The organism is Achromobacter sp. FW305-C-30-7, assembly GCF_058783105.1.
In genome coordinates this window covers 322,804-348,227 of sequence record NZ_JBYSYI010000006.1, presented here as the reverse complement: position 1 = coordinate 348,227, position 25,424 = coordinate 322,804, and the positions used below count along the sequence as shown (strand labels likewise).

General features: G+C 66.7%; 22 protein-coding genes. 16 read left to right on the top strand and 6 right to left on the bottom strand.

What is annotated here, in order from left to right; genetic code table 11:
* The first annotated feature begins 13 nt into the window (after positions 1 to 13).
* Together AC3WOB_RS21470 and AC3WOB_RS21465 are read left to right on the top strand one after the other, a co-directional pair.
* Positions 14 to 1,468, top strand: a complete 1,455-nt coding sequence (locus AC3WOB_RS21470; RefSeq protein WP_013391898.1) for an N-acyl-D-amino-acid deacylase family protein — start codon at positions 14 to 16, stop codon at positions 1,466 to 1,468.
* A 41-nt stretch (positions 1,469 to 1,509) separates the two neighbouring features.
* The gene (locus AC3WOB_RS21465; RefSeq protein ID WP_013391897.1) at positions 1,510 to 1,923 is read left to right on the top strand and encodes a RidA family protein; all 414 of its coding nucleotides are present in this window, start codon (positions 1,510 to 1,512) and stop codon (positions 1,921 to 1,923) included.
* 45 nt (positions 1,924 to 1,968) lie between these two features.
* On the opposite strand, the gene lolA is transcribed toward AC3WOB_RS21465, so the two are convergent.
* On the bottom strand, positions 1,969 to 2,592 hold the full coding sequence (lolA, locus tag AC3WOB_RS21460; protein ID WP_492276116.1) for an outer membrane lipoprotein chaperone LolA: 624 nt from the start codon (positions 2,590 to 2,592) through the stop codon (positions 1,969 to 1,971).
* Complete coding sequence (locus AC3WOB_RS21455; RefSeq protein ID WP_085947787.1) at positions 2,592 to 4,976, bottom strand: DNA translocase FtsK; 2,385 nt, start codon at positions 4,974 to 4,976, stop codon at positions 2,592 to 2,594. Before AC3WOB_RS21455 ends, lolA begins: the two co-directional genes overlap by 1 nt.
* 42 nt (positions 4,977 to 5,018) lie before the next feature.
* Between AC3WOB_RS21455 and trxB the strand changes: the two genes are divergently transcribed.
* Genes trxB through AC3WOB_RS21430 form a run of 5 tightly spaced genes read left to right on the top strand, consistent with a single transcriptional unit; the run spans position 5,019 to position 8,732 of the window.
* Positions 5,019 to 5,978: a thioredoxin-disulfide reductase gene (gene trxB / locus AC3WOB_RS21450; RefSeq protein WP_207468743.1), complete on the top strand. Its 960-nt coding sequence runs from the start codon at positions 5,019 to 5,021 to the stop codon at positions 5,976 to 5,978.
* Positions 5,965 to 6,633, top strand: coding sequence for a Smr/MutS family protein (locus AC3WOB_RS21445; protein ID WP_492276115.1), 669 nt, complete (start codon positions 5,965 to 5,967; stop codon positions 6,631 to 6,633). Before trxB ends, AC3WOB_RS21445 begins: the two co-directional genes overlap by 14 nt.
* The gene (locus tag AC3WOB_RS21440; protein ID WP_013391892.1) at positions 6,630 to 6,959 is read left to right on the top strand and encodes a DMT family transporter; all 330 of its coding nucleotides are present in this window, start codon (positions 6,630 to 6,632) and stop codon (positions 6,957 to 6,959) included. The genes AC3WOB_RS21445 and AC3WOB_RS21440 overlap by 4 nt, the downstream gene beginning before the upstream one ends.
* A complete protein-coding gene (locus AC3WOB_RS21435) occupies positions 6,956 to 7,603 on the top strand; it encodes a hypothetical protein (RefSeq protein ID WP_492276114.1) in 648 nt (215 codons plus the stop codon). Before AC3WOB_RS21440 ends, AC3WOB_RS21435 begins: the two co-directional genes overlap by 4 nt.
* On the top strand, positions 7,590 to 8,732 hold the full coding sequence (locus AC3WOB_RS21430; protein ID WP_492276113.1) for a hypothetical protein: 1,143 nt from the start codon (positions 7,590 to 7,592) through the stop codon (positions 8,730 to 8,732). Before AC3WOB_RS21435 ends, AC3WOB_RS21430 begins: the two co-directional genes overlap by 14 nt.
* Here AC3WOB_RS21430 and AC3WOB_RS21425 read toward each other — a convergent pair.
* Positions 8,729 to 10,819 carry a sodium:solute symporter family protein gene (locus AC3WOB_RS21425; protein WP_207468747.1) on the bottom strand — a complete coding sequence of 697 codons (2,091 nt, stop codon included), beginning with the start codon at positions 10,817 to 10,819 and terminating at the stop codon, positions 8,729 to 8,731. The two genes, AC3WOB_RS21430 and AC3WOB_RS21425, sit on opposite strands and share 4 nt — an antisense overlap.
* On the bottom strand, positions 10,819 to 11,097 hold the full coding sequence (locus tag AC3WOB_RS21420; protein ID WP_492276176.1) for a DUF4212 domain-containing protein: 279 nt from the start codon (positions 11,095 to 11,097) through the stop codon (positions 10,819 to 10,821). Before AC3WOB_RS21420 ends, AC3WOB_RS21425 begins: the two co-directional genes overlap by 1 nt.
* 731 nt (positions 11,098 to 11,828) lie before the next feature.
* Here AC3WOB_RS21420 and kdpF point away from each other — a divergent pair.
* The 9 genes from kdpF to AC3WOB_RS21375 all read left to right on the top strand — a co-directional run bounded on the left by kdpF (position 11,829) and on the right by AC3WOB_RS21375 (position 22,330).
* A complete protein-coding gene (gene kdpF / locus AC3WOB_RS21415) occupies positions 11,829 to 11,918 on the top strand; it encodes a K(+)-transporting ATPase subunit F (protein ID WP_013391886.1) in 90 nt (29 codons plus the stop codon).
* Positions 11,918 to 13,720 carry a potassium-transporting ATPase subunit KdpA gene (gene kdpA, locus AC3WOB_RS21410; protein WP_492276112.1) on the top strand — a complete coding sequence of 601 codons (1,803 nt, stop codon included), beginning with the start codon at positions 11,918 to 11,920 and terminating at the stop codon, positions 13,718 to 13,720. The genes kdpF and kdpA overlap by 1 nt, the downstream gene beginning before the upstream one ends.
* 8 nt (positions 13,721 to 13,728) lie before the next feature.
* Positions 13,729 to 15,888 (top strand): potassium-transporting ATPase subunit KdpB, encoded by a 2,160-nt coding sequence (gene kdpB, locus AC3WOB_RS21405; protein WP_492276111.1) that lies wholly within the window; start codon positions 13,729 to 13,731, stop codon positions 15,886 to 15,888.
* Positions 15,889 to 15,912: 24 nt separating this feature from the next.
* Positions 15,913 to 16,521 (top strand): potassium-transporting ATPase subunit KdpC, encoded by a 609-nt coding sequence (kdpC, locus tag AC3WOB_RS21400; protein WP_492276110.1) that lies wholly within the window; start codon positions 15,913 to 15,915, stop codon positions 16,519 to 16,521.
* Positions 16,522 to 16,572: 51 nt separating this feature from the next.
* Entirely contained in the window at positions 16,573 to 19,359 is a 2,787-nt protein-coding gene (locus AC3WOB_RS21395) for a DUF4118 domain-containing protein (RefSeq protein WP_492276109.1), read from the top strand.
* Positions 19,360 to 19,371: 12 nt separating this feature from the next.
* Positions 19,372 to 20,064 (top strand): two-component system response regulator KdpE, encoded by a 693-nt coding sequence (gene kdpE, locus AC3WOB_RS21390; protein ID WP_088138719.1) that lies wholly within the window; start codon positions 19,372 to 19,374, stop codon positions 20,062 to 20,064.
* Between the two features lie 117 nt (positions 20,065 to 20,181).
* On the top strand, positions 20,182 to 20,958 hold the full coding sequence (locus AC3WOB_RS21385; RefSeq protein WP_492276108.1) for a TorF family putative porin: 777 nt from the start codon (positions 20,182 to 20,184) through the stop codon (positions 20,956 to 20,958).
* Between the two features lie 145 nt (positions 20,959 to 21,103).
* A complete protein-coding gene (locus AC3WOB_RS21380) occupies positions 21,104 to 21,427 on the top strand; it encodes a hypothetical protein (RefSeq protein ID WP_492276107.1) in 324 nt (107 codons plus the stop codon).
* A 3-nt stretch (positions 21,428 to 21,430) separates the two neighbouring features.
* Positions 21,431 to 22,330, top strand: coding sequence for a 4-hydroxy-tetrahydrodipicolinate synthase family protein (locus AC3WOB_RS21375; RefSeq protein WP_492276106.1), 900 nt, complete (start codon positions 21,431 to 21,433; stop codon positions 22,328 to 22,330).
* On the opposite strand, the gene AC3WOB_RS21370 is transcribed toward AC3WOB_RS21375, so the two are convergent.
* Positions 22,308 to 23,849 (bottom strand): methyl-accepting chemotaxis protein, encoded by a 1,542-nt coding sequence (locus AC3WOB_RS21370; protein ID WP_492276105.1) that lies wholly within the window; start codon positions 23,847 to 23,849, stop codon positions 22,308 to 22,310. The genes AC3WOB_RS21375 and AC3WOB_RS21370 overlap by 23 nt on opposite strands.
* A 214-nt stretch (positions 23,850 to 24,063) precedes the next feature.
* On the bottom strand, positions 24,064 to 25,320 hold the full coding sequence (locus AC3WOB_RS21365; RefSeq protein WP_492276175.1) for an O-antigen ligase family protein: 1,257 nt from the start codon (positions 25,318 to 25,320) through the stop codon (positions 24,064 to 24,066).
* Positions 25,321 to 25,424 lie beyond the last annotated feature (104 nt).

The following is a 25,424-nucleotide window of genomic DNA, read 5'->3' as shown; positions in this document are numbered from 1 at the left end:
ACTGGAACACAAGATGTACGACACCCTCATAGGCAATGTGCTGGTCCTGGACGGCACCGGCGAACCCGCCTACCGCGCCAGCGTGGCGCTGGCCGACGGCCGCATCGCCGCCATCGGCGACCTGCCCGGCGCGTCCGCCCGCCATCTTTTCGACGGCACCCGCCTGGCGCTGGCCCCGGGCTTCATCGACGTGCACACGCATGACGACACCAACGTCATCCGCACGCCGGACATGCTGCCCAAGCTGTCCCAGGGGGTTACCACCGTGGTGGTGGGCAACTGCGGCATCAGCGCCTCGCCCGTGGCCTTGCGCGGCGAACCGCCGGATCCGATGAACCTGCTGGGGTCCCGCGCCGACTTCAGCTATCCCACCTTTGCCGACTACACCCGCGCCATCGAGGCCGCGCAGCCCGCCGTGAACGTGGCGGCGCTGGTCGGCCACACCGCCCTGCGCAGCAACCACATGGACCGGCTCGACCGCGCCGCCACGCGCGACGAAGTTCTGGCCATGCGCGCACAGCTGCGCGATGCGCTGGCGCACGGCGCCGTCGGCCTGAGCACCGGACTGGCCTATGCCTCCGCCTTCGACGCCGATACCGACGAGGTCAAGCTGCTGGCCGAGGCCCTGGACGAATTCGGCGCGCTCTACACCACCCACCTGCGCTCGGAATTCGCGACCATCCTGGAAGCCATGCAGGAAGCCTTCGACATCGCCCAACATGCCCGCGTGCCGGTGGTGGTCTCGCACCTGAAGTGCGCCGGGGCCGGCAACTGGGGCCGCACGAAGGAAGTCCTGGCCACGCTGGAAACCGCGGGCCGCCTGCAACACGTAGGCTGCGACTGCTATCCCTATTCCGCCAGCTCGTCCACGCTGGATCTGAAGCAGGTCACGGACGAATTCGACATCGACATCACCTGGTCCGTGCCGCATCCGGAGCAGGCCCGCCGCAAGCTGGCGGACATTGCCGCCGACTGGGGCCTGCCCTTGCTGGAAGCGGCGGCGCGTCTGCAGCCGGCGGGCGCTGTGTACCACAACATGCACGAAGACGACGTGCGCCGCGTGCTGTCGCACCGGCTTACCATGGTGGGCTCCGACGGCCTGCCCAACGATCCCATGCCGCACCCGCGGCTGTGGGGCGCGTTCCCGCGCGTGCTGGGGCACTACAGCCGCGACGTGGGGCTGTTCCCGCTGACCGAGGCCGTGCACAAGATGACGGGCCTGTCCGCCGCGCGCTTCGGCCTGGCCGAGCGCGGCCTGGTGCGCGAGGGCTACCACGCGGACCTGGTGCTGTTCGATCCGGCCACGGTCATCGACCGCGCCACCTTCGCCGCCCCGGTGCAGACCGCCGCCGGCATCGAGGCGGTCTGGGTCAATGGCGCCCTGTCCTACCGCCAGGGCGAGGCCACCGGCGACCGCGCCGGCCGCTGGCTGCCTCGCAGCGGCGACCTGCGCAAGAACTTCCAATAGGCGCCCTGCGCCAGACCGACCCTCATTCCAAGGAGAGAACCATGAGCACTGCTCCCACCGCCGACAACAACGGCATCACCCGCTACGGCGTCGCCGGCGGCACCGGCCAGGGCGGCTCGCACATGCCCTTCGCCCGCGCGGTCGCGGCCGACGGCTGGCTGCACGTGTCCGGCCAGGTGCCGATGGACAATGGCGAAGTCGTCGAAGGCGGCATCGTGACCCAATCGCACAAGGCCATTCAGCAGGTGCTGGCGATCCTGAAAGAAGCGGGCTACGGCCCCGAACACGTGGTGCGCTGCGGCGTTTGGCTGGACGACGCGCGCGACTTCGCGTCGTTCAACAAGGTGTTCAAGGAGTACTTTGGAGAGAATCCGCCGGCGCGGGCCTGCGTGCAATCGTCGCTGGTGGTCGACGCCAAGGTAGAGGTCGACTGTATTGCGTATAAGCGTCCCTAAGCGGACACCACGCAAGAAAAAGCCTGGCGTTGCCAGGCTTTTTTTTCACATCTTCACCACATCCACGCCCTTCGGCGCGACGAACTGGAATTCCTTCGCCGGCAGCTGCGGATTGGCGGCGATACCGGACAGATCCACGCGGGTGGTTTGTCCGAACGAATCCAGCAGTTCCACGCGCACCGGCAGGTTGTCCTTCATGCCGATGTCGACGCGCGAAAAGCCCGCATCGGCGGTGCGCGGCTTGGCGCGCAGCCAGTCGATCCCGTCCTTGGACGGCAGGGCCGAAACGTCGAACGACTGCTCCAGCGAACCCGAGCCGAACAGGATGGCCGCGGGCGAGGTGCCGATGGCGGCGTCGACCTTGCGTTCGGTCACCTGGGCCAGGTCCGGATCGAACTGGAACACCTGACGACCGTCCGACACCACCAGCTGTTCATACGGCTTCTGCACCGCCCACTTGAACTTGCCGGGACGCTGGAACGAAAACACGCCGGTCTGGGCAGGCTGCGTGCGGCCCTGGTTGTTCACCGTGTACTGCGAGAAGGAGCCGGTGGCGGAGGTCACCGTGGCCACGAAGGCGCGCAACTGCTCCTGCGCGCTGGCGGCGAACGCCAGGGCGGGCGCCAGGCTCAGGGCCGCGACGGCGGCCAGTTGGCGAAACATCTTCATCAAGCTTCCTCTCGGGCGGCGGCGGCTGCGGGAACGAGGATCTCGCGGTTGCCATTGGACTGCATCGCCGACACCATACCCGATTGCTCCATCTGCTCCAGTAACCGGGCAGCACGGTTGTAACCAATGCGCAGGTGGCGCTGCACCAGCGAGATGGAGGCGCGGCGGTGTTTGAGCACCACTTCGCACGCCTGGTCGTACATCGGATCCGATTCGGCGTCGCCGCCGATGCCGGTGACGCTGCTGGCGCCTTCGCCGCCGTCACCGTCCAAGCCGCCTTCCAGCAGGCCTTCGATGTAGTTGGGTTCGCCCTGCGCCTTGAGGCTTTCCACCACGCGATGCACTTCGTCGTCGCTGCAGAACGCGCCGTGCACGCGCACCGGCAGGCCGGTGCCCGGCGGCATGTAGAGCATGTCACCCTGGCCCAGCAGGGTTTCAGCACCCATCTGGTCCAGAATGGTGCGCGAGTCGATCTTGGACGACACCTGGAACGCGATGCGCGTCGGGATGTTGGCCTTGATCAGGCCGGTGATCACGTCCACGCTGGGACGCTGCGTGGCCAGGATCAGGTGGATGCCGGCGGCGCGCGCCTTCTGCGCCAGGCGGGCGATCAGTTCTTCGATCTTCTTGCCGACCACCATCATCAGGTCGGCGAGTTCGTCGATGACCACCACGATGGTGGGCAGCGGCGACAGCGGCTCGGGTGCGTCCGGAGTCAGCGAGAACGGATTGGGGATGGGTTCCTCGCGCTTGATCGCGTCGCGGATCTTGGTGTTGTAGCCCGCCAGGTTGCGCACGCCCATCTTGCTCATGAGGCGGTAGCGCTTTTCCATTTCGCCCACGCACCAGTTCAGCGCGTTGGAAGCATGGCGCATGTCGGTGACCACCGGCGCCAGCAAGTGCGGAATGCCTTCGTAGACGCTCATTTCGAGCATCTTCGGATCGATCAGGATCAGCCGGGTATGGGACGCGTCCGCCTTGTACAACAGCGACAGGATCATGGCGTTGATCCCCACCGACTTGCCCGAACCCGTCGTACCCGCCACCAGCAGGTGGGGCATCTTGGCCAGGTCGGCCACCACCGGGTTGCCGGCGATGTCCTTGCCCAGCGCCATCGTCACGACGGAATGGCTGGCGTGATAGGTCTGCGAACCCAGGATCTCGGACAGGCGCACCATCTGGCGGCGCGGGTTGGGCAGTTCCAGGCCCATCAGGTTCTTGCCCGGAATGGTTTCCACCACCCGGATGCTGACCAGGCTGAGCGCGCGCGCCAGGTCCTTGGCCAGGTTGACGATCTGGCTGCCCTTCACGCCCGTGGCGGGCTCGATTTCGTAGCGCGTGATGACCGGACCGGCCTGCGCCGCCACCACGGTGACCGACACGCCGAAGTCGGCCAGTTTCTTTTCGATCAGGCGCGAGGTGAATTCGATGGTCTCGGCCGACACCGTTTCCTGGTTGGCCAAGGGCGGATCCAGCAGGCTGATGGCCGGCAGGTCGCCTTCGGCGCCGCCCGAGGGCGCGAAGAACAGCGACTGCTGCTTTTCCTTTTCGACCCGTTCGGACTTGGGCACCACGGTAATCGCCGGTTCGATCCGGACCGGCTGCTCATGGACCAGCTTTTCCTGCTTGGCCACGACCTGTTCGGTGCGCACGGCCTTGGCGACCTCGCCGACCTTGCGGTCTTCGCGCGCGGCATAGGAATCGCGGACGCGGCGCACCAGGCCTTCCAGCCAGGAGCCCACGCGTTCGGCGATGGACAGCCACGAGAACGAGAAGAACAGGCTCAGGCCGATGGCCAGCATGACCAGGAAGGCCAGGGTGCTGCCGGTGAAGCCGATGCTGCGGCCGATCAGGTCGGCCAGCGTCTGGCCGATCACGCCGCCCGCGCCACTGGTATTTTCCGAGGCGCCCGGCAGGTGCGTGCCGCGGCTGGCCAGGCGCAGGGCTTCCATGCCCAGCGAACCCACCAGCAGCAGGAAGAAACCGATGCCCTCTTCCCAGTGGACGCGGGGCAACACTTCCGGCTGCTTACTATTGGTAACGCGAAGGTGGCTGGCCAGGCGGCGATAGCCCGCCCGCACCCGGTGCAGCAGCAGAATTACCCACCACCAGGCGGAAAAACCGAACAGATAGAGCAGGATGTCCGCCAGATAGGCGCCCAGGGTCCCGCCCCGGTTGTGGATGGCGCCGGCGGGGACGGAATGCGACCAGCCCGGGTCGGCGGCGTTCCAGGTGGCCAGCACCAACGTCAGCCAGGCCGCCAGGGCGGCGAAGAGGATCCAGCGGGCTTCACGCAGCAACGCGGACAAGCGCGTCTGCAGGGGGGAAGGCCCGTTACGGGTGTTGCGCGAGGCGCGCGGAGAAGCAGTCGAGATACGCGGCATGCGGCTCATTATAATTGGGCGTTAACCTAAAGATACCCGCCCATGTCCACGCCTACGCACGCTAAAGTTTTGATACTCGGTTCCGGCCCTGCCGGTTACACGGCGGCCGTCTATGCGGCACGCGCCAATCTGAGCCCTGTTCTTGTTACAGGTCTGGCCCAAGGCGGCCAGCTCATGACCACCACGGACGTCGACAACTGGCCGGCCGACGCCGATGGCGTGCAGGGTCCGGACCTGATGCAGCGCTTCCAGAAGCACGCCGAACGCTTCAACACCGAAATGATCTTCGACCACATTGCCAAGGTCGATGTGTCCAAGCGCCCGTTCACCCTCACGGGCGACACCGGCAAGATCTACACCTGCGACGCCCTGATCATCGCCACCGGCGCCTCGGCCAAGTACCTCGGCCTGCCCTCGGAAGAGGCCTTCATGGGCCGCGGCGTGTCCGGCTGCGCCACTTGCGACGGCTTCTTCTACCGCAACCAGGACGTGGTCGTGGTCGGCGGCGGCAATACCGCCGTGGAAGAAGCGCTGTACCTGTCGAACATCTGCCGCAAGGTCACCCTGATCCACCGCCGCGACAAGTTCCGCGCCGAGCCCATCCTGGTCGACAAGCTCATGAGCAAGGTCGAGAACGGCAACATGGAACTGAAGCTGTTCCATACCCTGGAAGAAGTGCTGGGCGACGACAGCGGCGTGACCGGCGTGCGTGTACGCCACGTGGACACCGGCGCCACCGAGGACATGACGGTCACCGGCGCCTTCATTGCCATCGGCCACCAGCCCAACACCGAAATCTTCCAGGGCCAGCTGGAAATGAAGGACGGCTACATCGTCACCAAGAGCGGCCTGTCCGGCATGGCCACCATGACCTCGGTCCCGGGCGTGTTCGCCGCCGGCGACGTGCAGGACCACGTCTACCGCCAAGCCATCACCAGCGCCGGCACGGGCTGCATGGCCGCGCTGGACGCACAACGGTGGCTGGAGAATGCGGGGCAGTAAGGTCGGCCTGGCCGACCTGAAACGCCTGAAGAAAGACCTGCAGGCCGAACGCGAGCGCGCCGCCCTCGCCCAGCGGGTGGCGGTGCTGAAAAAGCCCGAAACCGCCCCCGTGGACGACATGGCGGCGTTCAAGCGCACCATGAAGTCGGTCACGCCGATCAAGCAGGCCGCCCGGGTGGAACACAAGCCCGTGGCGGAACCCGCGCCCGCGCTGCGCCGCGCCAATGCCTTGGGCGAAGCGCCCGCGCGCGCCGATGCCGGCGTCTCCGATGGCGGTGAAATCACGCACCTGCTGTCCGAAGGCGGCACCGCCTTCGTGCGCAGCGACGCCGCGCCCGATACCGCCCGCAACCTGCGCCGCGGCCAATGGCGCGCCGGCGCCGAACTGGACCTGCACGGCCTGCGGGTGGAACAGGCCCGCCACGCCCTGCTGTCGTTCCTGGACGAATGCCAGGAACACGGCATCCGCTGCGTGCGCGTGGTGCACGGCAAGGGCTACGGCTCGCAGGGGCTGGAGCCGGTATTGAAGGACAAGGCCCGCACCTGGCTGGTGCAGAAAAGCGAAGTGCTGGCATTTTCCGAGGCCCCCGAACGCGAAGGCGGCGCCGGCGCCCTGCTGGTGCTGCTGCGGCAATCCGAAGGATCGCGCAAATGAAATGGCTCTACCTGGGCGTGGCCATCATCGCCGAAATCTTCGCGACCAGCGCGCTCAAGGGATCCGAAGGCTTCACGCGCCTGACGCCGTCCATCATCACGGTGGTCGGCTACCTGATCTCGTTCTATTTCCTGTCGCTGACGTTGCGCGAAATTCCCGTGGGCATCGCCTACGCGATCTGGTCCGGCGTGGGCATCGTGCTGATTTCCATCGTGGGCGCGGTGCTGTTCAAGCAACACCTGGACACGCCCGCGCTGATCGGCATCGGACTCATCATCGCCGGCGTGGTGGTGATGAACGTCTTCTCGAAATCCGTTTCGCATTGAAGCCCCGCGCCCAGCCGACGGCGTACTTCCGCATCCGCCGCTGGCTGGCGGCGGCTCTGTGCCTGGGCGGCCTGGGCCTTCTGACGGCAAGCAACGCCTGGGCCCAGGAATTCAACCGCGCCGCCGAACTCCTGCGCTACCGCACCTGGCTCACCGCTTTCAAGCAAGACCTGGACCGGCTGTCCGCCACGCCCCGCCCGCTCTCGGAGACCGAACTGGACGCGCTGTTCACCCGCACGGTGACGCCTGGCACGCGCGGCGCGGGGTTCATCCGCCAGGCCTTCACGCAGCGCGGCGGCAAAGGCGGCTACTTTCCAAGACCCGGCCCGCGCGCCGTGCTCATGGCCGTGCTGGACAGCGCCATCCCTGCCGGCCAGGGCGGCATATACCCCGAAGCGGACCCGGCTCTCAACGTCACGGACCTGACCGTCTGGTACCTGCATGTGGATGTCGGCGACATGGCCAATACCTATCTGCTGTCGGGCGAACACTTCACGCCTTACCGGCTGCCGCCTCCCGGCAAGCTGGAGCGCAACGCCTACCCCTTCCTGCTGATGGACACGCGCGATGGCGCCCTGCGCCTGGGCGGCGTCAGCAGCGAACTCTGGGGGCTGATCGCCTACCTGCACAATGCCACGCTCTGATTGCACGCTGCGGCTGCTGGCGCTGACGGCGCTGTCCATGATGCCCGGGCTGGCGAGCGCGCTCTGCGAACCGCTGGCCGCGTCCGCGCAGCGCGAAACCGGAGTGATGGACGTTTCGCTGGACGACACGAACACCTTGCTGGCGCTGGACGGTTCGCGCATCCGCTCGTGGCTGCCTGGCGTGGCCATCGACACGGGCGCCCGCGCCACCGCCGTCATCTGGGCAGAACGTGTGGACTGGTCGGTCTACGCGGCCGCGCCGGACACCCGCATCGGCGTCACCATGCTGCGCTGGGAGACCGGCGCGGACGGCCGTCGGCATTTATGCGGCATTGCCCGCTACAGCGCCAGCGCCGTGCAGGAAGCCCGGGAATCGGGCGTGGCCGCGCTCCCCGCGCCGCACGCGGAAACGCGCTTCTACTATGACGCCAGCAGCCGCTTGACGGGCTACGAAGAACGCTCGCGCGCTTGGGACGGCCGCCGCAACCCGCCAGCACGGTTCTGCCTGCGCTACGACGCCCACGGCTGGCTGGCCGAGCTGGGCGCCAACGATTGCGCCGCAGCGTCCCGGCCTGTGACCCGCTACGTGCATGACGAAGCGGGCCGGCTCCTGCGCACCATTTCGTATCAAGAAAAATCCGACGACGCGTTCGAAGTCGTGACGCACGACGCCCAAGGCCGCGAGGCACAGCGCTATTTACGCCAACGGAAGACATGGGCGGACGAGCCTCCCGTGCTGGGGCTGCCCTACCGCGCCAGCCCGAACCCGTACGCCGTGCTGGTACTGCCCGGCCCGAGCTGGCAAGCGCCGGCGCTGGACTCGTACCACTACGACTGGACCGTCGTGCAGCCCCGGAAGACGGCCGAGGGCGCGGCCAGCATCTATGCCGCCAAGCGCGACCCCGCCCAGGTCCTGGCAAAAGGCACCAGCGACAGCAACGGACAGTTCCTCATGAGCGCCGCGCAACGCAAGCGGATCTGGGACGCCGCCGGCCGGACGCCGGGCGGCGTGCAATGGCTATGGGCGCCCGGCCAGACCTATACCTTGCTGCAGGCCATGCCCGCGGCGCAGTGGGCGTCCTGCATCGACCCGGAAAACCGGAAGGCCGACGCCTGCGGCACTCCTTAGGCGCGCTCCCCCTGCGGCTTGGACGCGCCCGGATGGCGCAGATAGTCCACCAGCGCCAGCGTGGCGCGGTCGGGCGGCGGCGTCAGCAGGGACACTACGATGATCGTCAGGAAAGCCACCGGCGCGCCGAACACGCCCGCCGCGATCGGCTGGATGCCCCACCACAGGTCCACCGGCTGCGTGCGCGATATGCCCAGCACCCATTCGCGCAGCCACGGATGCGTGTGCGTCATGTAGGCAAACGTCACCGCCAGCCCCGCCGCCATGCCCAGCGTCGCGCCCCATTTGTTGGCGCGGCGCCAGAACACGCCCATGACCAGCGCCGGGAAAAAGGACGAAGCCGCGAAGGAAAACGCCGCCGACACCATGAAGAGTATGTCCGCCGGCTTGCGCGCGGCCACCCAGGCGGCGCCAAAAGCCACCAGCAGCAACAGGATCTTGGACACCATCACGCGGCGCGCCGCCGACATGCGCGGCGACACCATGCGATACCACATGTCGTGCGACAGGGAGTTGGACAGCGTCAGCAACAAGCCGTCGGCGGTGGATAGCGCCGCGGCCAGGCCGCCCGCCGCCACCAGGGCCGAAATCACGTAGGGCAAGCCGCCGATTTCCGGCATGGCCAGCACCACCACGTCGGCGCCCATGCTGATCTCGCTGAGCTGCACGATGCCGTCGCGGTTGACGTCGGTCACGTCCAGCAGATTGCTGTCGACGGCGCTCCAGGCATGCACCCAATTGGGCAGGCTGAGGAAGCTGGATCCCACCACCTGGGTATAGACCTCGTACTTCACCAGCAACGCCAGCGCCGGCGCCATGAAGTACAGCAGCAGGATGAACAGCAGCGACCAGCATACCGACTTGCGCGCCTCGATGACCGAAGGCGTGGTGTATGAACGCATCAGGATATGCGGCATGCCCGCAGTGCCCAGCATCAGACAGAGCACCAGCGCCAGGAAGTTGATGCGCATGTTGCGCTGCTCTTCCGGGTCCTTGGAGGGAAAGGGTTCCGCATGCGGCGTGGCCGGCGCGGCCCGCGCTTCGAAAGTGGCTTTGGACTGCGACCATGCAATGCGCGCCTCTTCCACGCTGCCGGGGTAGCTGGACAGCTCGCGCTCCGCCGAGCGGATCTCGACCATGGGCGCATCGGTGGCGTTGAGCTGGGCCAGCCGGCTGCGCAGCTTGTCCTTTTCCAGCGTCCAGGATTCGGGCAATGCCGCCACCCGGCGGCCCATCTCGTTGGCGCGCTCTTGCCAAAGCCGGCGCGCCTCGATTTCGGAGGGATCGTTCTGCAGGTACACCTCTTTTTCAGTGACCTGCTGCAGCACCACGCCCGCCGACAGCTGCGGCACGGGCATATTGGTGTGCTTGATCGACAGCCACACCACCGGCACCAGATAGGCGATCACCAGGATGATGTACTGCCCCACCTGCGTCCAGGTGACCGCGCGCATGCCCCCCAGGAACGAACAGACCAGCATGCCGCCCAGCGCCACGAAGATGCCTAGCTCGAACGAAATCCCGGTCATGCGGGTGGTAATGATGCCCACGCCGTAGATCTGCGCCACCAGATAGGTGAAGGAACAGAGAATGGCGCAGGCCACGCCCGCCAGGCGCGGCATGTTGCCGCCATAACGCGCGCCCATGAAGTCGGGAATGGTGTATTGGCCGAAGCGGCGCAAGTAGGGCGCCAGCAGCATCGCCACCAGCACGTAGCCGCCGGTCCAACCCATGATGTAGGCCAGTCCGCCATAGCCCGTCAGGTAGAGCGTGCCCGCCACGCCGATGAAGGACGCCACCGACATCCAGTCGGCGGCCGTGGCCATGCCGTTGTAGATCGCCGGCACCCGCCGGCCGGCCACGTAGTACTCGACCTGGTCCGAGGTCCGGCAGACGATGCCGATGCCGGCGTACAGGCTGACCGTGACCAGCAGGAACACATAGCCAATCCAGTTGCGCGGCATGCCCAGGATCTCGGCCAGCGCCATCAACAGGATCATCAGCGCGAAGCCCGCCGTGTACAGCACGTAGATGCGGCGCAGCCGGACTCTGAATTGCTGGGGCGTATCTCCGCTGAAAAACGGCATCAGCGGTGTCCCCCAGCGTCTTCGGAGCTTTCATCAGCGCGGTTCATGACCCGGGCGTAAATGCCGATGATGATCAGGTATGCCAGCGGCGCTCCGTAGGCCGCCATCCAGAACGCGAACGGCCAGCCGATGAAGTCGAAGTTCAGGTTGCGGGCGAAATAGGCGGGAATGAAGGTCAGCGCGGCCCAGACGACAAGCAACACCAGGATCAGCCGCAGATTGCGGCGCCAATAGGGAGTCGTGGCTGGCTTTGGGGATGAAAGGCGCGATTCCGGCATAGCTGGGTGAGCGGACCCTGTCTGATTATCGCGAAACGCGGCGCCTGAAAAGCCCGGGTACTTCAAATGCCGGCTTTTTATGCGACAACGGCTGGCACTACCTGGTGCCAGCCGCTGTGCGTTTTGCTTTTTTTGGGTACTGCTTTACTTTTTTTATGTACCGGTGCCGCCGGTATTTGCCCATGCAGGGCTTTGTCTCCTCACCTGCATGGGATGAGATTCTGCACCAGAAGCGGGATTGTCACACTAGGGGAATGCCCTAAGAAGGAGCATTCATTTACATATTTCCCGCACCAAATTGGTGCATCATGAGCTGCGTGTTCTAAATATTGGGATTTTTTGAACGCCCTAGAGTCGGTACGGCACACGCCTCTCCACCCCCGCACTCCCCTCCGCCACGCCGCCTGGGTGTGATCCATAACGGTGTGCGCGTCACGCCCGCATTCAGGCAGTAGCGGCCTGAATGCGGGCGTTTACGTTTCATTTATATCCCTCTCCCAAACGTATACCCCGTTTTTACCCCCTGCTCCGTAACCTGCCGGTGTCCTGATTGGTCAATACGCCTGCCCGGCGCGCATCCCTATCCGCCGCGCAGGCCCGTCGTTCGAAGGGAGCGCCGCTCCCGGGAGGAAATACGTGGATGCCATTTATATCGCCGTCTTCGCCGTCATGGCCGGGCTGATCTTCGCCCTGCTCCGATTCTGCGAAGCCTTGTCTTCGGGAGAGCAACCATGAACTGGCTCTACTGGCTGAGCGGCCTGACGGCCGCCCTGTTGTTCGTGTACCTGCTGGTCGCGCTGTTCAAACCGGAGAAATTCTGATGACCGCCGAATTCATCGGATTGCTGGTCGTATACCTGGCAGTCCTGCTAGCGATCGCGCCCCTGCTCGGGCGCTATATCCGCATCGCCATGGAAAACGGGCAGTCGCGGCTGACCGCCTGGGGCCGCCCGATAGAGCGCGGCATCTACCGGCTGGCGGGCATAGACCCGCAGGCCGAGATGGGCTGGAAGCGCTACGCCGTGGCGGTGCTGGCCTTCAACATCATCGGTATCGCCGCGGTCTACGCCTTGCAGCGCCTGCAGGGCGTGCTGCCGCTCAATCCCGCCGGCATGGGCGCGGTGTCGCCGGACTCCGCCCTGAACACCGCCATCAGCTTCGTCACCAACACCAACTGGCAGGGCTACGGCGGCGAATCGACCATGAGCTACCTGACGCAGATGCTGGCGTTGACGGTGCAGAACTTCGTCTCGGCCGCCACCGGCATCGCGGTGGTGTTCGCGCTGATCCGCGGCCTGTCGCGCCATTGCTCGGCCACCGTCGGCAATTTCTGGACCGACATGGTGCGCAGCACGCTGTACGTGTTGCTGCCGCTGTCCCTGGTGCTGGCGCTGGCGCTGGTCAGCCAGGGCGTGATCCAGAACTTCAGCCCCTACCAGGAAGTCCAGACCGTCGAGGCTGTGCACTACGATCAGCCCCGCATGGACGCCCATGGCCAGCCCGTGCTCGACGCCAAGGGGCAGGCCGTAACCGACCCCGCCGTCAGCAAGACCCAGACCCTGGCCATGGGACCGGTAGCCTCGCAGGAATCGATCAAGCTGCTGGGCACCAATGGCGGTGGCTTCTTCAACGCCAACTCCGCGCACCCCTTCGAGAACCCCACGCCGCTGGCGAACTTCCTGGAGATGCTGGCCATCCTGGCGATCCCCGCCGCGCTGTGCTTCTCGTTCGGCGAGATGGTCGGCAGCCGGCGCCAGGGCATCGCGATCCTGGCGGCCATGACGGTGCTGTTCGCGGTATTCGCGCTGTCCGCCGCCTACTTCGAGCAGCAGCCCAACCCGATGGCGGCCCAGGCGAGCGCAGACAGCACGCTCAGCGCCTTCTCCCCCGGCGGCAACATGGAGGGCAAGGAGACCCGCTTCGGCATCGCCGCCACCTCGCTGTTCGCCACCGTCACCACGGCGGCCTCCTGCGGCGCGGTCAACGGCATGCACGATTCGCTCAACGCCATGGGCGGACTGACGCCGATGTTGCTGATGCAGTTGGGCGAGGTCGTGTTCGGCGGCGTGGGCTCGGGCCTGTACGGCATGCTGGCCTTCGCCATCCTGGGCGTCTTCATCGCCGGGCTGATGATAGGCCGCACCCCGGAATACCTGGGCAAGAAGATCGAGGCCTACGACATGAAGATGGTCTCCATCGTCATCCTGGCCACGCCGCTGCTGGTGCTTTGCGGCACGGCCCTGGCGGTCTCGGTGGCGGCCGGCCAGGCCGGCGTGCTGAACCCCGGCATCCACGGTTTCTCCGAAATCCTCTATGCCCTGACGTCCGCCGCCAACAACAACGGCAGCGCCTTCGCCGGACTGTCCGCCAACACGCCGTTCTACAACGTGCTGCTGGGCATCGCCATGTGGTTCGGCCGCTTTGCCATCATCGTCGCCATCCTGGCGATGGCGGGTTCGCTGGCCGCCAAGCGCCGGCATCCCGCCGGCCCCGGCAGCATGCCCACCACCGGCCCCCTCTTCGTGGTGCTGCTGATCGGCGCGGTGCTGCTGGTAGGCGCCCTGACATACGTGCCCGCGCTCGCTCTGGGTCCGGTCGCGGAACACCTGCAATTGAAAGGCTAGGAATGAAAATGGCCAAGATTGAAATCTCTACTACTGGTGCCGGCGGCGGCGCCGCCCGCGCCGCGGCTAGCAGCGCCCATGAACGCCAGTTCGGCATGTGGTCGCGCGCCCTGGTCGGCCCCGCCGTGCTGGACAGCCTGCGCAAACTCTCGCCCGCCGCGCAGCTGAAGAATCCCGTGATGTTCGTGGTCTACGTGGGCAGCATCCTGACCACGGTGCTGTGGATCATGGCCCTGCGCGGCCAGGCCGAGGCGCCCGCCGGGTTCATCCTGGCGATCAGCGTGTGGCTGTGGTTCACGGTGCTGTTCGCGAACTTCGCCGAAGCCCTGGCCGAAGGCCGCGGCAAGCAACAGGCGGCCACGCTGCGTGGCTTGCGCACCACCATCGATGCCCGCCTGCTCAAGGGCTTTCGCGACGTCGACGCCAGCACGGCGCAGCCGGGCGAGTGGCGTAGCCGAACCGTCAGCCAGCCCTCGGGCCTGCTGCGCCGGGGCGACGTGGTGCTGGTCGAAGCGGGCGAAACCATCCCCGGCGACGGCCAGGTCATCGCCGGCGTGGCATCGGTGGATGAAAGCGCCATCACCGGCGAATCCGCGCCCGTGATCCGCGAATCCGGCGGCGACTTCTCGTCGGTCACTGGCGGCACCCGCGTGCTGTCGGACTGGATCTTCGTGCGTATCGCCGCCGATCCGGGCGAGAGCTTCCTGGATCGCATGATTTCCATGGTCGAAGGCGCCAAGCGCCAGAAGACGCCGAACGAACTGGCCCTCACCATCCTGCTGGTCGGCCTGACCGTGGTGTTCCTGCTGGTGGTCGTGACCCTGATGCCGTTCTCGATCTACGCGGTCAACGCCGCCGGCGGCGGCTCCGCCGTCACGGTGACGGTGCTGGTCGCGTTGCTGGTCTGCCTGATTCCCACCACCATCGGCGGCCTGCTGTCGGCCATCGGCGTGGCGGGCATGAGCCGCATGATGGGCGCCAACGTCATCGCCACCTCGGGCCGCGCGGTCGAAGCCGCGGGCGACGTGGACGTGCTGTTGCTCGACAAGACCGGCACCATCACCTTCGGCAACCGCCAGGCTTCGACCTTCCTGCCGGCGCCCGGCGTGTCCGCGCGCGAACTGGCCGATGCCGCACGCCTGGCCTCGCTGGCCGACGAAACGCCGGAAGGCCGCAGCATCGTCGCACTTGCCGACAAGTCCATCCACGCCCCGGCTCCGGCCATGGCGCACGCCGAGTTCGTGCCCTTCACCGCGCAGTCGCGCATGAGCGGCGTGAACCTGAACGGCCGCATGATCCGCAAGGGCGCGGTCGACGCCGTGCAGGCCTGGCTGGCCGCGCAGGACGCGACGGTGCCGGAGCAGGCCCTGCGCCTGGCCGAAGACGTGGCGCGCCGCGGCAGCACGCCGCTGATGGTCAGCGACGGCAACCGCGCGCTCGGCGTGGTCGAGCTGAAAGACATCGTCAAGCCGGACATCCAGTCGCGCTTCGCGGAACTGCGCCGCATGGGCATCAAGACCGTGATGATCACGGGCGACAACAAGCTCACGGCCGCTTCCATCGCCGCCGAAGCCGGGGTGGACGATTTCCTGGCCGAAGCCACGCCCGAGGCCAAGCTCAAGCTGATCCGCGCCTATCAGGCCGAAGGCCGGCTGGTTGCCATGACGGGCGACGGCACCAACGATGCGCCCGCGCTGGCGCAAGCCGACGTCGCGGTGGCGATGAACTCGGGCACCCAGGCCGCCAAGGAGGCAGGCAATATGGTGGACCTGGATTCCAACCCCACCAAGCTGATCGAGATCGTCGAAATCGGCAAGCAGATGCTGATGACCCGCGGCGCGCTGACGACCTTCAGCGTGGCCAACGACGTGGCCAAGTACTTCGCCATCATTCCGGCCGCCTTCGCCACCGTCTATCCGCAGCTCAACGTGCTCAACATCATGGGCCTGGCCACACCGGCCTCGGCCATCCTGTCGGCCGTGATCTTCAACGCGCTGATCATCGTGGTGCTGATCCCGCTGGCGCTCAAGGGCGTGCGCTACCGGGCGCTGGGCGCGGCCGTGCTGTTGCGTCGCAATCTGCTGATCTATGGCCTGGGCGGCCTGCTGGTGCCGTTTGCCGGCATCAAGCTGGTCGACATGGTGCTGGCCGCCCTGGGCTGGGCCTGAGCCCCACACTGCAAGGAACTCATCATGAAAAATTCCACTACCCTGCCGCGCCAAGGCGGCATCCTGCGCCCGGCGCTGGTCGTCTTCGCCGCGCTGTCGCTGGTGACCGGCCTGGCCTACCCCTTCCTGACCACGGGCATCGCCGCCGCCGTGTTCCCCCACGAAGCGGCCGGCTCGCTGATCAAGCAGGGCGAACGCGTCGTGGGCTCGGAACTGATCGGCCAGTCGTTCAGCTCGCCTGGCTACTTCTGGGGCCGTCCGTCCGCCACTGCGCCCATGCCATACAACGGCGCCGGCTCCGGCGGTTCGAACCTGGGGCCGCGCAATCCGGCGCTGGCCGACGCCATCCAGGCCCGCATCGCCGCGCTGAAGGCGGCCGATCCGGCCAACCCCGTGCCCGTGCCGGTGGACCTGGTCACCGCCTCCGGCAGCGGGCTGGATCCGCACATCAGTCCGGCTGCCGCGGCCTACCAGGCGGAGCGCGTCGCGCGCGCCCGCAACCTGCCGCGTGCGCAGGTCGACGCCCTGATCCAGGCCCATACCGAAAAGCCCTGGTTAGGCGTGCTGGGCGACGCCGCGGTCAACGTCCTGACGCTGAACCTGGCGCTGGACCAACTGCGTCCGGCGCGCTGATGCCGCGGCGTATAGTATTGCCAGCCGTTCCCTCCCACCTATTGCGCGTTCATGGCTGATATCGCTGGCGAGCGTCCCGATCCCGACGCGCTCTTGAAGACCCTGGACGACGCCGCGCGCCAGGCGGTGCGCGGCAAGCTGCGCGTCTACTTCGGGTCTTCAGCCGGCGTGGGCAAGACCTACGCCATGCTGGTGGCGGCCCGCGCGCAGGCCGCCCAGGGCATCGAGGTGCTGGCCGGCATCGTCGAAACCCACGGCCGGCGCGAAACCGCCACACTGCTGGAGGGCCTGCCCGTCTTGCCGCTGCAGGACGTGCCGTACCGCAGCCACGTGCTGAAGGAATTCGACCTGGACGGCGCGCTGGCCCGCCACCCGGACCTGGTGCTGGTGGACGAGCTGGCCCACTCGAACGCGCCCGGCTCGCGTCACGCCAAGCGCTGGCAGGATATCCAGGAACTGCTGACCGCCGGCATCGACGTCTGGACCACGCTGAACGTGCAGCATCTGGACAGCCTGAACGAAGCGGTAGGCAGCATCACTGGCGTGCGCGTCTGGGAGACCGTACCCGACGAGGTCTTCGACGCGGCCGACGAAGTCATCCTGGTGGATCTGTCGGCCGACGAATTGCTGCGCCGCTTGAAAGAAGGCAAGGTCTACCTGCCCGAGCAGGCCCGCCACGCCACCCGCAATTTCTTCCGCAAGGGCAACCTGATCGCGCTGCGCGAGCTGGCGCTGCGCCGCACCGCCGACCATGTCGACGACGACGTCCAGGCCTATCGCCGCGACCGCGCCATCGAGCCTGTGTGGCGCACGCGCGAGGCCGTGGTCGCCTGCATCGGCCCGGACGTGGACGCCGAATACGTCATCCGCAGCGCGCACCGCCTGAGCCAGCAGCTGGAATGCGATCTGCACGTGGTCACCATCGACACGCCGCGCGCGGCGCCGCCGCCCCAGGCCGAACAGGAACGCATCCAGCGCAGCCTGGCCCTGGCCGATGCGCTGGGCGCGCGCAGCGAAACCCTGGCCGGCGGCGACATGGTCGACGCCGTGGTGCGCTACGTGCGCCGCCACAACATTACCAAGGCCATCATCGGCCGGACCCGCGCCAGCGGCCTGCAGCGCCTGCGCCTGTCGCTGTCCGCGGTGCTGACCGCAGCCATCTCACCGGGCTGGCTGTGGCGCCGCCACAGCTTCGCCGACATGCTGGCCGCGGGCTGCCCAGAGATCGACATCATCCGCCTGGGCGCGCCGCCCCTGCCCGCCGCCGCAGCGCCCGGACGCGACCCGCTCACGCTGGGCCAGCGGGCGCGCCTGGGCGCCGACGAGCGCAATCCGCGGCCGCTGGCGGGCTATGCCTGGGCGCTGTGCTACTGCGCCGCCGCCACGGCGCTGTCCGCGCTGGCCTTCCCGGCCCTGCACCAGACCAATATCGTCATGCTGTTCCTGCTGGCGGTGGTGGCCGTGGCGCTGCGCCACGGGCGCGGGCCAGCCGGGCTAGCCTCGGTCATCAGCGTCGGGCTGTTCGATTTCTTCTTCGTGCAGCCGCTGGCGTCGTTCGCCGTGTCGGACGTGCAGTACCTGCTGACCTTCGGCGTGCTGCTGTCCGTGGGCCTGCTGATCGGCCAGCTCACAGCCGGCCTGCGGCTGCAGGCGCAAGCCTCGGTCAAGCGCGAAGCCGATGCGCGCAGCCTCTACGAATTCGCGCGCGAACTGTCGTCCGCGCTGCTGCCTGAGCAGATCGTCACTCTGGCCGGGGCCTTCGTGCATGCCACCTTCGGCTCGCGCTGCGCGCTGTACATCCTGGGCATGGACGACAGGCTGAAGCTGGCGTCTCCCGCCGCGGACGACATGCCGCCGCTGGAATCGGCGCTGGCCCAATGGGTCTACGACCACGGGCAGCCTGCGGGCGCAGGCACCGCCACCCTGTCCAACAGCGAGCTGCTGTACCTGCCGCTGAAAGCGCCCATGCGCACGCGCGGCGTGCTGGCGCTGGCGGCCCCGCGCCGCAGCCTGTTCTCGAATCCCGACTCGCGCCGCCAGATCGAAGCCTACGCCACCCTCATTGCCATCGCGCTGGAGCGGCTGCACTACGTGGAAGTGGCGCAGCAGGCGCTGGTCAGCATGGAATCCGAGAAGTTGCGCAACTCGCTGCTGGCGGCGGTATCGCACGATCTGCGCACCCCGTTGACCAGCCTGGTCGGCATGACGGACACGCTGATGCGCCAGCAGGCGGCATTGCCGCCCGGCATCCACGACACCATCCGCGCCATGCGCGACCAGGCCCAGCGCATGCACGCGCTGGTCGTCAACCTGCTGGATATGGCGCGGCTGCAGAACCGCGACACGCCGCTGCGCCTGGAATGGCAATCCATCGAAGAACTGGTCGGCGCCTCGCTTGCCGCCATGCGCGAACCGCTGGCCGCGCACCGCGTCGCCGTGGACAGCCTGTCGCAGCTGCCGCTGGTGGAATGCGACGGCGTGCTGATCGAGCGCGTGCTGTGCAATCTGCTGGAGAACGCGGCCAAGTACACGCCCGCCGGCAGCACCCTGCGCGTGCATGCGGACGTGCACGAAGGCGAACTGCGCGTGGCCGTCAGCGACAACGGACCGGGCGTGCCGCCGGGCGCGGAACGCCGCATCTTCGAGAAATTCACGCGCGGCGATCGCGAGTCCGCCACGCCGGGCGTCGGCCTGGGCCTGGCCGTATGCGAAGCCATCATCGCCGCCCACCATGGGAGAATCTGGGTCGAGCATGCGCCCGGCCAGGAATCCGGTGCGCAGTTCGTCTTCACCCTGCCCCTGGGCACGCCGCCCCCGATCCAATCCGAAACCCCTTGAACGCCGCCACGCATGTTCGATTACCAGCCTACCGTCCTGATCATTGAAGACGACGCCAACATCCGGCGCTTCGTGCGCCAGGCCCTGGAAAGCGAGGGCTGCGCCGTGCACGAGGCCGATACCGTCAAGCGCGGCCTGATCGAGGCCGGCACCCGGCAGCCCGACGCGGTGGTGCTGGACCTGGGCCTGCCGGACGAGGACGGCATGACCCTGATCCGCGAGCTGCGCGGCTGGACCGAAGTACCGGTGCTGGTGCTGTCCGCGCGCAGCGCCGAGGCCGACAAGGTCGCCGCGCTGGATGCAGGGGCGGACGATTACCTGACCAAGCCTTTCGGCGTCAGCGAATTGCTGGCGCGCCTGCGCGTGCTGCTGCGGCGGCACGCCAGGGGCGGCGCCGGCAACGCATCCGAAATCAGCTTCGGCGACGTGCGCGTGGACTTCGCCAAGCGCGTGGTCGAGCGCGGCGGCCAGCACGTGCACCTGACCGCGATGGAGTACCGGCTGCTGGCGGCGCTGCTGGCGCATCGCGGCAAGGTCATGACGCACCGCGAACTGCTGCGCGAAGTGTGGGGGCCGTCGCACGTCGAGAGCAACCATTACCTGCGCATCTACATGGGCCATCTGCGTCAGAAGCTGGAAGCCGACCCGGCCCAGCCCGTCTACCTGCTGACCGAGATCGGCGTGGGCTATCGCTTCGCGGGCTGAGCCGCGCGCCGCGGGCGCGCATTGACGCCGCGTTTACGCGCAGCCCGCAAGTCTTGTCTCGGCCTTTATGCCGTTCCTCCTATTGTTGCGATCCCATCCAACACCAGGAGCCCTCCCATGCCCCGCCACACCCTGGCCGCGTTCGCGCTGCTGACCCTGTCCGCCGCTCATGCCGGCAACGCGCTGGCCGCCGACGCGCCCCCGGACCCAGCGCCGTCTGCTTCCGATTTCACGCTGACGGCCAATCTCACGTTGGCCAGCCAGTACCGCTACCGCGGCCTGATGCAAAGCAATAACAAGCCGGCCATCCAGGGCGGATTCGATCTGGTTCATTCCAGCGGCTTCTACCTGGGTAACTGGAACTCCAGCATCAGCTGGCTCAACGACAGCAACAGCGAAGTCTCCGCCCCCGTCGAAATGGACTTCTACGGCGGCTACAAAGGCAACCTCGCGCAGGATGTACCGGTAGACCTGGGCGTCCTGCAGTACTACTACCCCGGCGACTATCCGTCGGGCTACACCAGCCCCGACACCACCGAGCTGTACGCTGGCATCGGCTATGGACCGCTGATGTTCAAGTACTCCATCGCCATGACCAATCTGTTCGGTTTCGCGGACAGCAAGCACAGCCAGTACTTCGACCTGTCCGGCAACTTCGATACGGGCGTGTGGGGCCTGACGCTCAACGCCCACCTCGGCCGGCAACTGGTGCGCAACGTCGACCACGCCAACTACACGGACTGGAAGCTGGGGCTGACGAAGGACTTCGGCCAAGGCCTGTCGGTATCGCTGGCCTATCTGGACACCAATGCCGACCGCGCCGTCTACACCAATACCCGCGGCCGCGACATGGGTCGGGCGACGGGCCTGCTGTCGCTGACCAAGACTTTCTGACCGCAACCGGACGTTGACGCGTTTTTTACGCGCCGCGTCCGCTTTTATCGGCGGGATTTATGGCGCGCTTCCTATAGTGGAACCGTCATCAACCAACCGGATCCCCGGAATGCCGCAAGCGGCGTCTCCGCCCCGCTCCCCCGCCATGATCCCCCGACTGCAAGCCCGCCCTTCCCCCATGCCCGGCATCCTGCCCGCGCAGCGCGCGCAAACCCGTGCCGACCTGGTCGCGCTGACCATCAGGATAGACACGCTGGACGCGCTGAACGTGCGGCTGGCGCTGCACCGCGCGCTGGGCGATCGCATCGGCGTCTACGTACTGTCGGTGGATCACGCCCATGCGCAAAGCGTGCTGCAGCTGCAATGCGAACGCGGACAGCTGGATGCCTTGATGCACGCAGTGATGTCCGGCCTGCCTCGCGCCGAGTTCGGCGCGGTGCGTCCGGCCCCTGCGATGACGGTGCAATAAGCCATGGACATGCCACGCAAGACCGCATTCGAGGGCATCTGGCTACCCATGGTCACGCCGATGCGCGGCGGCTATGTGGACCTGGACGCCGCCCAGGCGCTGGCCCGCTACTACCGCAACGCGGGCATCGCCGGCCTGGTGCTGTTCGGATCCACCGGCGAAGGCAATCTGCTCAGCATGCCGGAAAAGATCGACATGATAGAAGCCATATCCAGCGATCCGCACGCCTTGCCGCTAGTGTTCGGCGCGGGCGGCGTCGACACGCGCGGCGTGGCAACCGCGATCCGGCGCCTGGACAAGTATCGGCCGGCCGGGTATCTGGTGCCGCCGCCCTACTACCTGGGACCGTCGCAGGCCGGCATACTGTGGCACTATCGTCAGATCGCCTGGGCCACGGAACGGCCCATCATTCTGTACAACATCCCCAAGCGCGCCGGGGTGACGATGACGGTCGAAACCATGGAGGCGCTGGCCGCGCTGCCCAACTTCAGCGCCGTCAAGGAATGCAATCCCTCGGTGCTGTCGGCGCTGAACCGGCGCAGCGCACTGGCCCCGCTATGCGGCGAAGACATCGCGCTGCTGGACCACTTCCTGGCCGGCGGCCGCGGCGCCATCCCGGCCGCCGCGCATATCTATCCCGAGCGCTATGTCGAGGTCATGCAGCTGGCCCGCGACGGCCACGCGGAAGCCGCGCGCGAACTGTTCGAGCCGCTGCGCGGCCTGATCCGACTGCTGTTTGCCGAACCCAATCCCGCGCCGATCAAACGCGCCCTGGCCCTGCAGGGGCTGATCGCCGACGAGCTGCGCATGCCCATGACCAGCGCCAGCCGCGAGCTTGGACAACGCCTGCAACGGGCCATGAGCGCGGTGCAGGGCTCGCCTAGCCGGCTGCAGACAGCCTGAAGACGGACACCGCGTTCGCCAGTTCGCCCGCCTGGTCGCGCAGGGCGGCAGCCGACGCGGCGAACTCTTCCACCAGCGCGGCGTTCTGCTGCGTCACGCCGTCCAGATGCGTCACGGCCTGGTTGATCTGCTCGATACCCACGCTCTGCTCGGCCGAGGCCGTGGCGATCTCACCCATCAGCGGCGCGCTGGTGGCGGCCGACTCCAGCACGTTGCCCATCGTCGCGCTGGCCTGCTCCACGCGCTGGCTGCCACGCGCCACCGAATCCGCCGACGCTTCGATCAGCGTCTTGATTTCCTTGGCGGCGGTGGCCGAGCGCTGGGCCAGCGCGCGCACCTCGCCCGCCACCACCGCGAAGCCCCGGCCCTGCTCTCCGGCCCTTGCGGCTTCCACGGCGGCGTTCAGCGCCAGGATGTTGGTCTGGAACGCGATCTCGTCAATCAGCCGGATGATCTCGTCGATGCGCTGCGAGCTATGTGAAATCTCGCGCATGGCGTCGATGGCATGCTGCGTTTCATCGCTGCCCTGCCGGGCCAGTTGCGCTGCCTGGCCGGCCAGCGCGCTGACCTCGCGCACGTGTTGCGCGCTCTGCTGCGCGGTGGCGGTGATTTGCTCCACGCTGGCGGCGGTCTGCTCCAACGCGGCGGCCTGTTTCTCGGTACGGTCCGACAGGTCCATGCTGCCCGCCGCGATCTGCCGCGAGGCCGCGGCGATCGAGGTGGTGGAATGCACGATGCTGCGCACCGCCCCGTCCAGGCGTTCCTGCATCCGCGCCAGGGCGTCGAACAGGCGGCCGATCTCGCCGCGCTGGTTGCGCGGCACGCTGCCGGACAGATCGCCATTGGCCACGCGTTCGCATACCGCGACGGCCTGGTCCAGCGGACCGAGGACGTGCGAGCGGAAAAAGCGCAACGCCGCCGCCAACAGCAGCACCAGGAGGCCAAGCGTCACGCCGCCCTGCCGCCACAAGGTGGCATAGAACGCCTGATCGACGTCATCCACGTACAGGCCTGTGAACAACAGCCAGCCCCAGTCGGCGTCGTAGGCGGCGTAACTGATCTTGGGCAGCGCCTGTTCCGTTCCCGGCCGCGGGAATTGGTAGCGCGTATAGCCGCCGCCGGCCTTGCCCTGGGCGTAGAGGTTTTCGAAGATCGGCTGCCCTGCGCTGTCCTTGACGGACCGGACATTGGTACCGACCAGCTTGGGATCGGGGTGCACCAGCAGGTCGTAGCCGTCGCCGAAGGCGCCCACGTAACCGTCCTCGCCATAGCGCAGTTGCGCCAGCCGTCGCGTCACATTGCGCTTGGCCTCATCCAGAGGCATGCCCTCGCGCACGCTTTGCTTGCCGTTGCGCACGATGCTGGATGCCAGATCGAGGACGTGGCGCAATGCGGTCTTGCGCTCGGCCACCATCTCGGCGCGGCGCTCCCAGGCGTCCCAGGCGCCCAGGGCCAGTACGGCCACGCCGATCGCGAACACGAACCACAGCAGCTCCCTGCGCAAGCTGGAATTTTTCATAGTCCTCTTATCCTTGTTCATCCCACCATGAAACCAATCAAGGCAGAATGTGACGATTCATGTATTGTTTCGTCAGAATAAGGGACAGGGCAGGGGTTTTCGCCAAGTCCACACGGGACGTTTGATCTGGCGCAAGGTCCATAAAAAAAACGCAAGGCGCGCTTGCCTTGCGTTTTTTGGTGGCGATTTGCTCCGCCGTCCTTACCGCCCTGTCCTAGGCCGCCCGCCTGGCGCTCTCGGCGCGTGGCGTGGTGAGCGCTATCAGCGCCACAACAATCAAGGAATATGTGGGCACGCTGCGCATGTTGCGGAACATCATTTCAGTCAGGCTAAAAGCGCAGTAACCCAGACAGAACAACAGGCCCAACTGGGCACCTACGCGTATCACGCGATCGTCGCTGGCCAGCCTACAGAGGAATATGTAAGCCGGCAGGAGATACAGCGTCAGAATGCTCAACAGGCCCAGCAATCCATATCCCGACAAAGCGGCGAGCAGATCGTTGTGGGGTTCGCCATAGCCGTCGACGACCTCATGCGACACCACGCCTTGCTTTTCCAATTCGAGTAGTTCGCCACGGAAATTGCTCGGACCCACGCCGACGATCGGGCTTTTCTGGAACATGAGGATCGACGCATGCCACAGCTGGAGACGGATGCCGAACGAGGTGTCTCGATCGCCCGATGTGGAGAAGCTTTGCAAATCGGTCACGACCTCTTTCATGCGACTGCTGAAGTTCCAAATGCCAACCGCACTGACAACCAGAGCCACGCTGAGCGCCAGTGCGCAATATGCCTTGTGGCGACGGCTCCAGCCGCGGAGACCCAGTAGAAACACCACCGCCAGGATGGGAAGCAGCATCCAACTACTACGGGTTTGCGACAACCAGGTAGCCCATACACTCAAAGCGAAAGCCAGCACCTTGAGCCCATTTTCCGCGCGCGGCCAGCGCGTCGTGGCGCCCCAACCAATCGACAACAAGGACATCGAGCCGAACAGCAGGGTCATGTTGGCGAAGGCGACGGCGTTGTAACGGCCGCCGATATCGGCCACGGCGCCTCGATCCCAGAGCGTCATGGCGACGATCAGAATTCCCGCCCCCGCCAGCGCGCCTGCCAGAATGCTCCACTGGATCTGCTTCAGCCACTGTTGCGGCGCTCTGAGCAATAGCCAAAGCACCGGCACCGCCAGAGCAAACCGCAGCAACTTTTCCAATTCGGAATCACTCCAGACGCCTCGTACGACGGAAGTGACAATTAGGCAAAACAACGGCAGCAACAACGCCAGTGACATGGGCCACATGGCTTGGAAATCCATCGGTTCGTAGCGCTTGATCGCATTGACGGCCAGCGCAATCAACGCAATCAAGCCGCTTAGATAGACAATGGCCGGCCCCCCAACGGAGCTGGTCAAGGCCAGCGCAGGAACCAACAACACCAGCCATGTGGCCAAGGAAACATACAGTCGGGGCACAACACTCAACCTGAGAAAGACTAATGCGGCATGCATCATGCCGTTTGGCTAGTTACACAAAACCCGCCCGCCATGACGGCGGGCGGGTTTACTGGACATGCAGG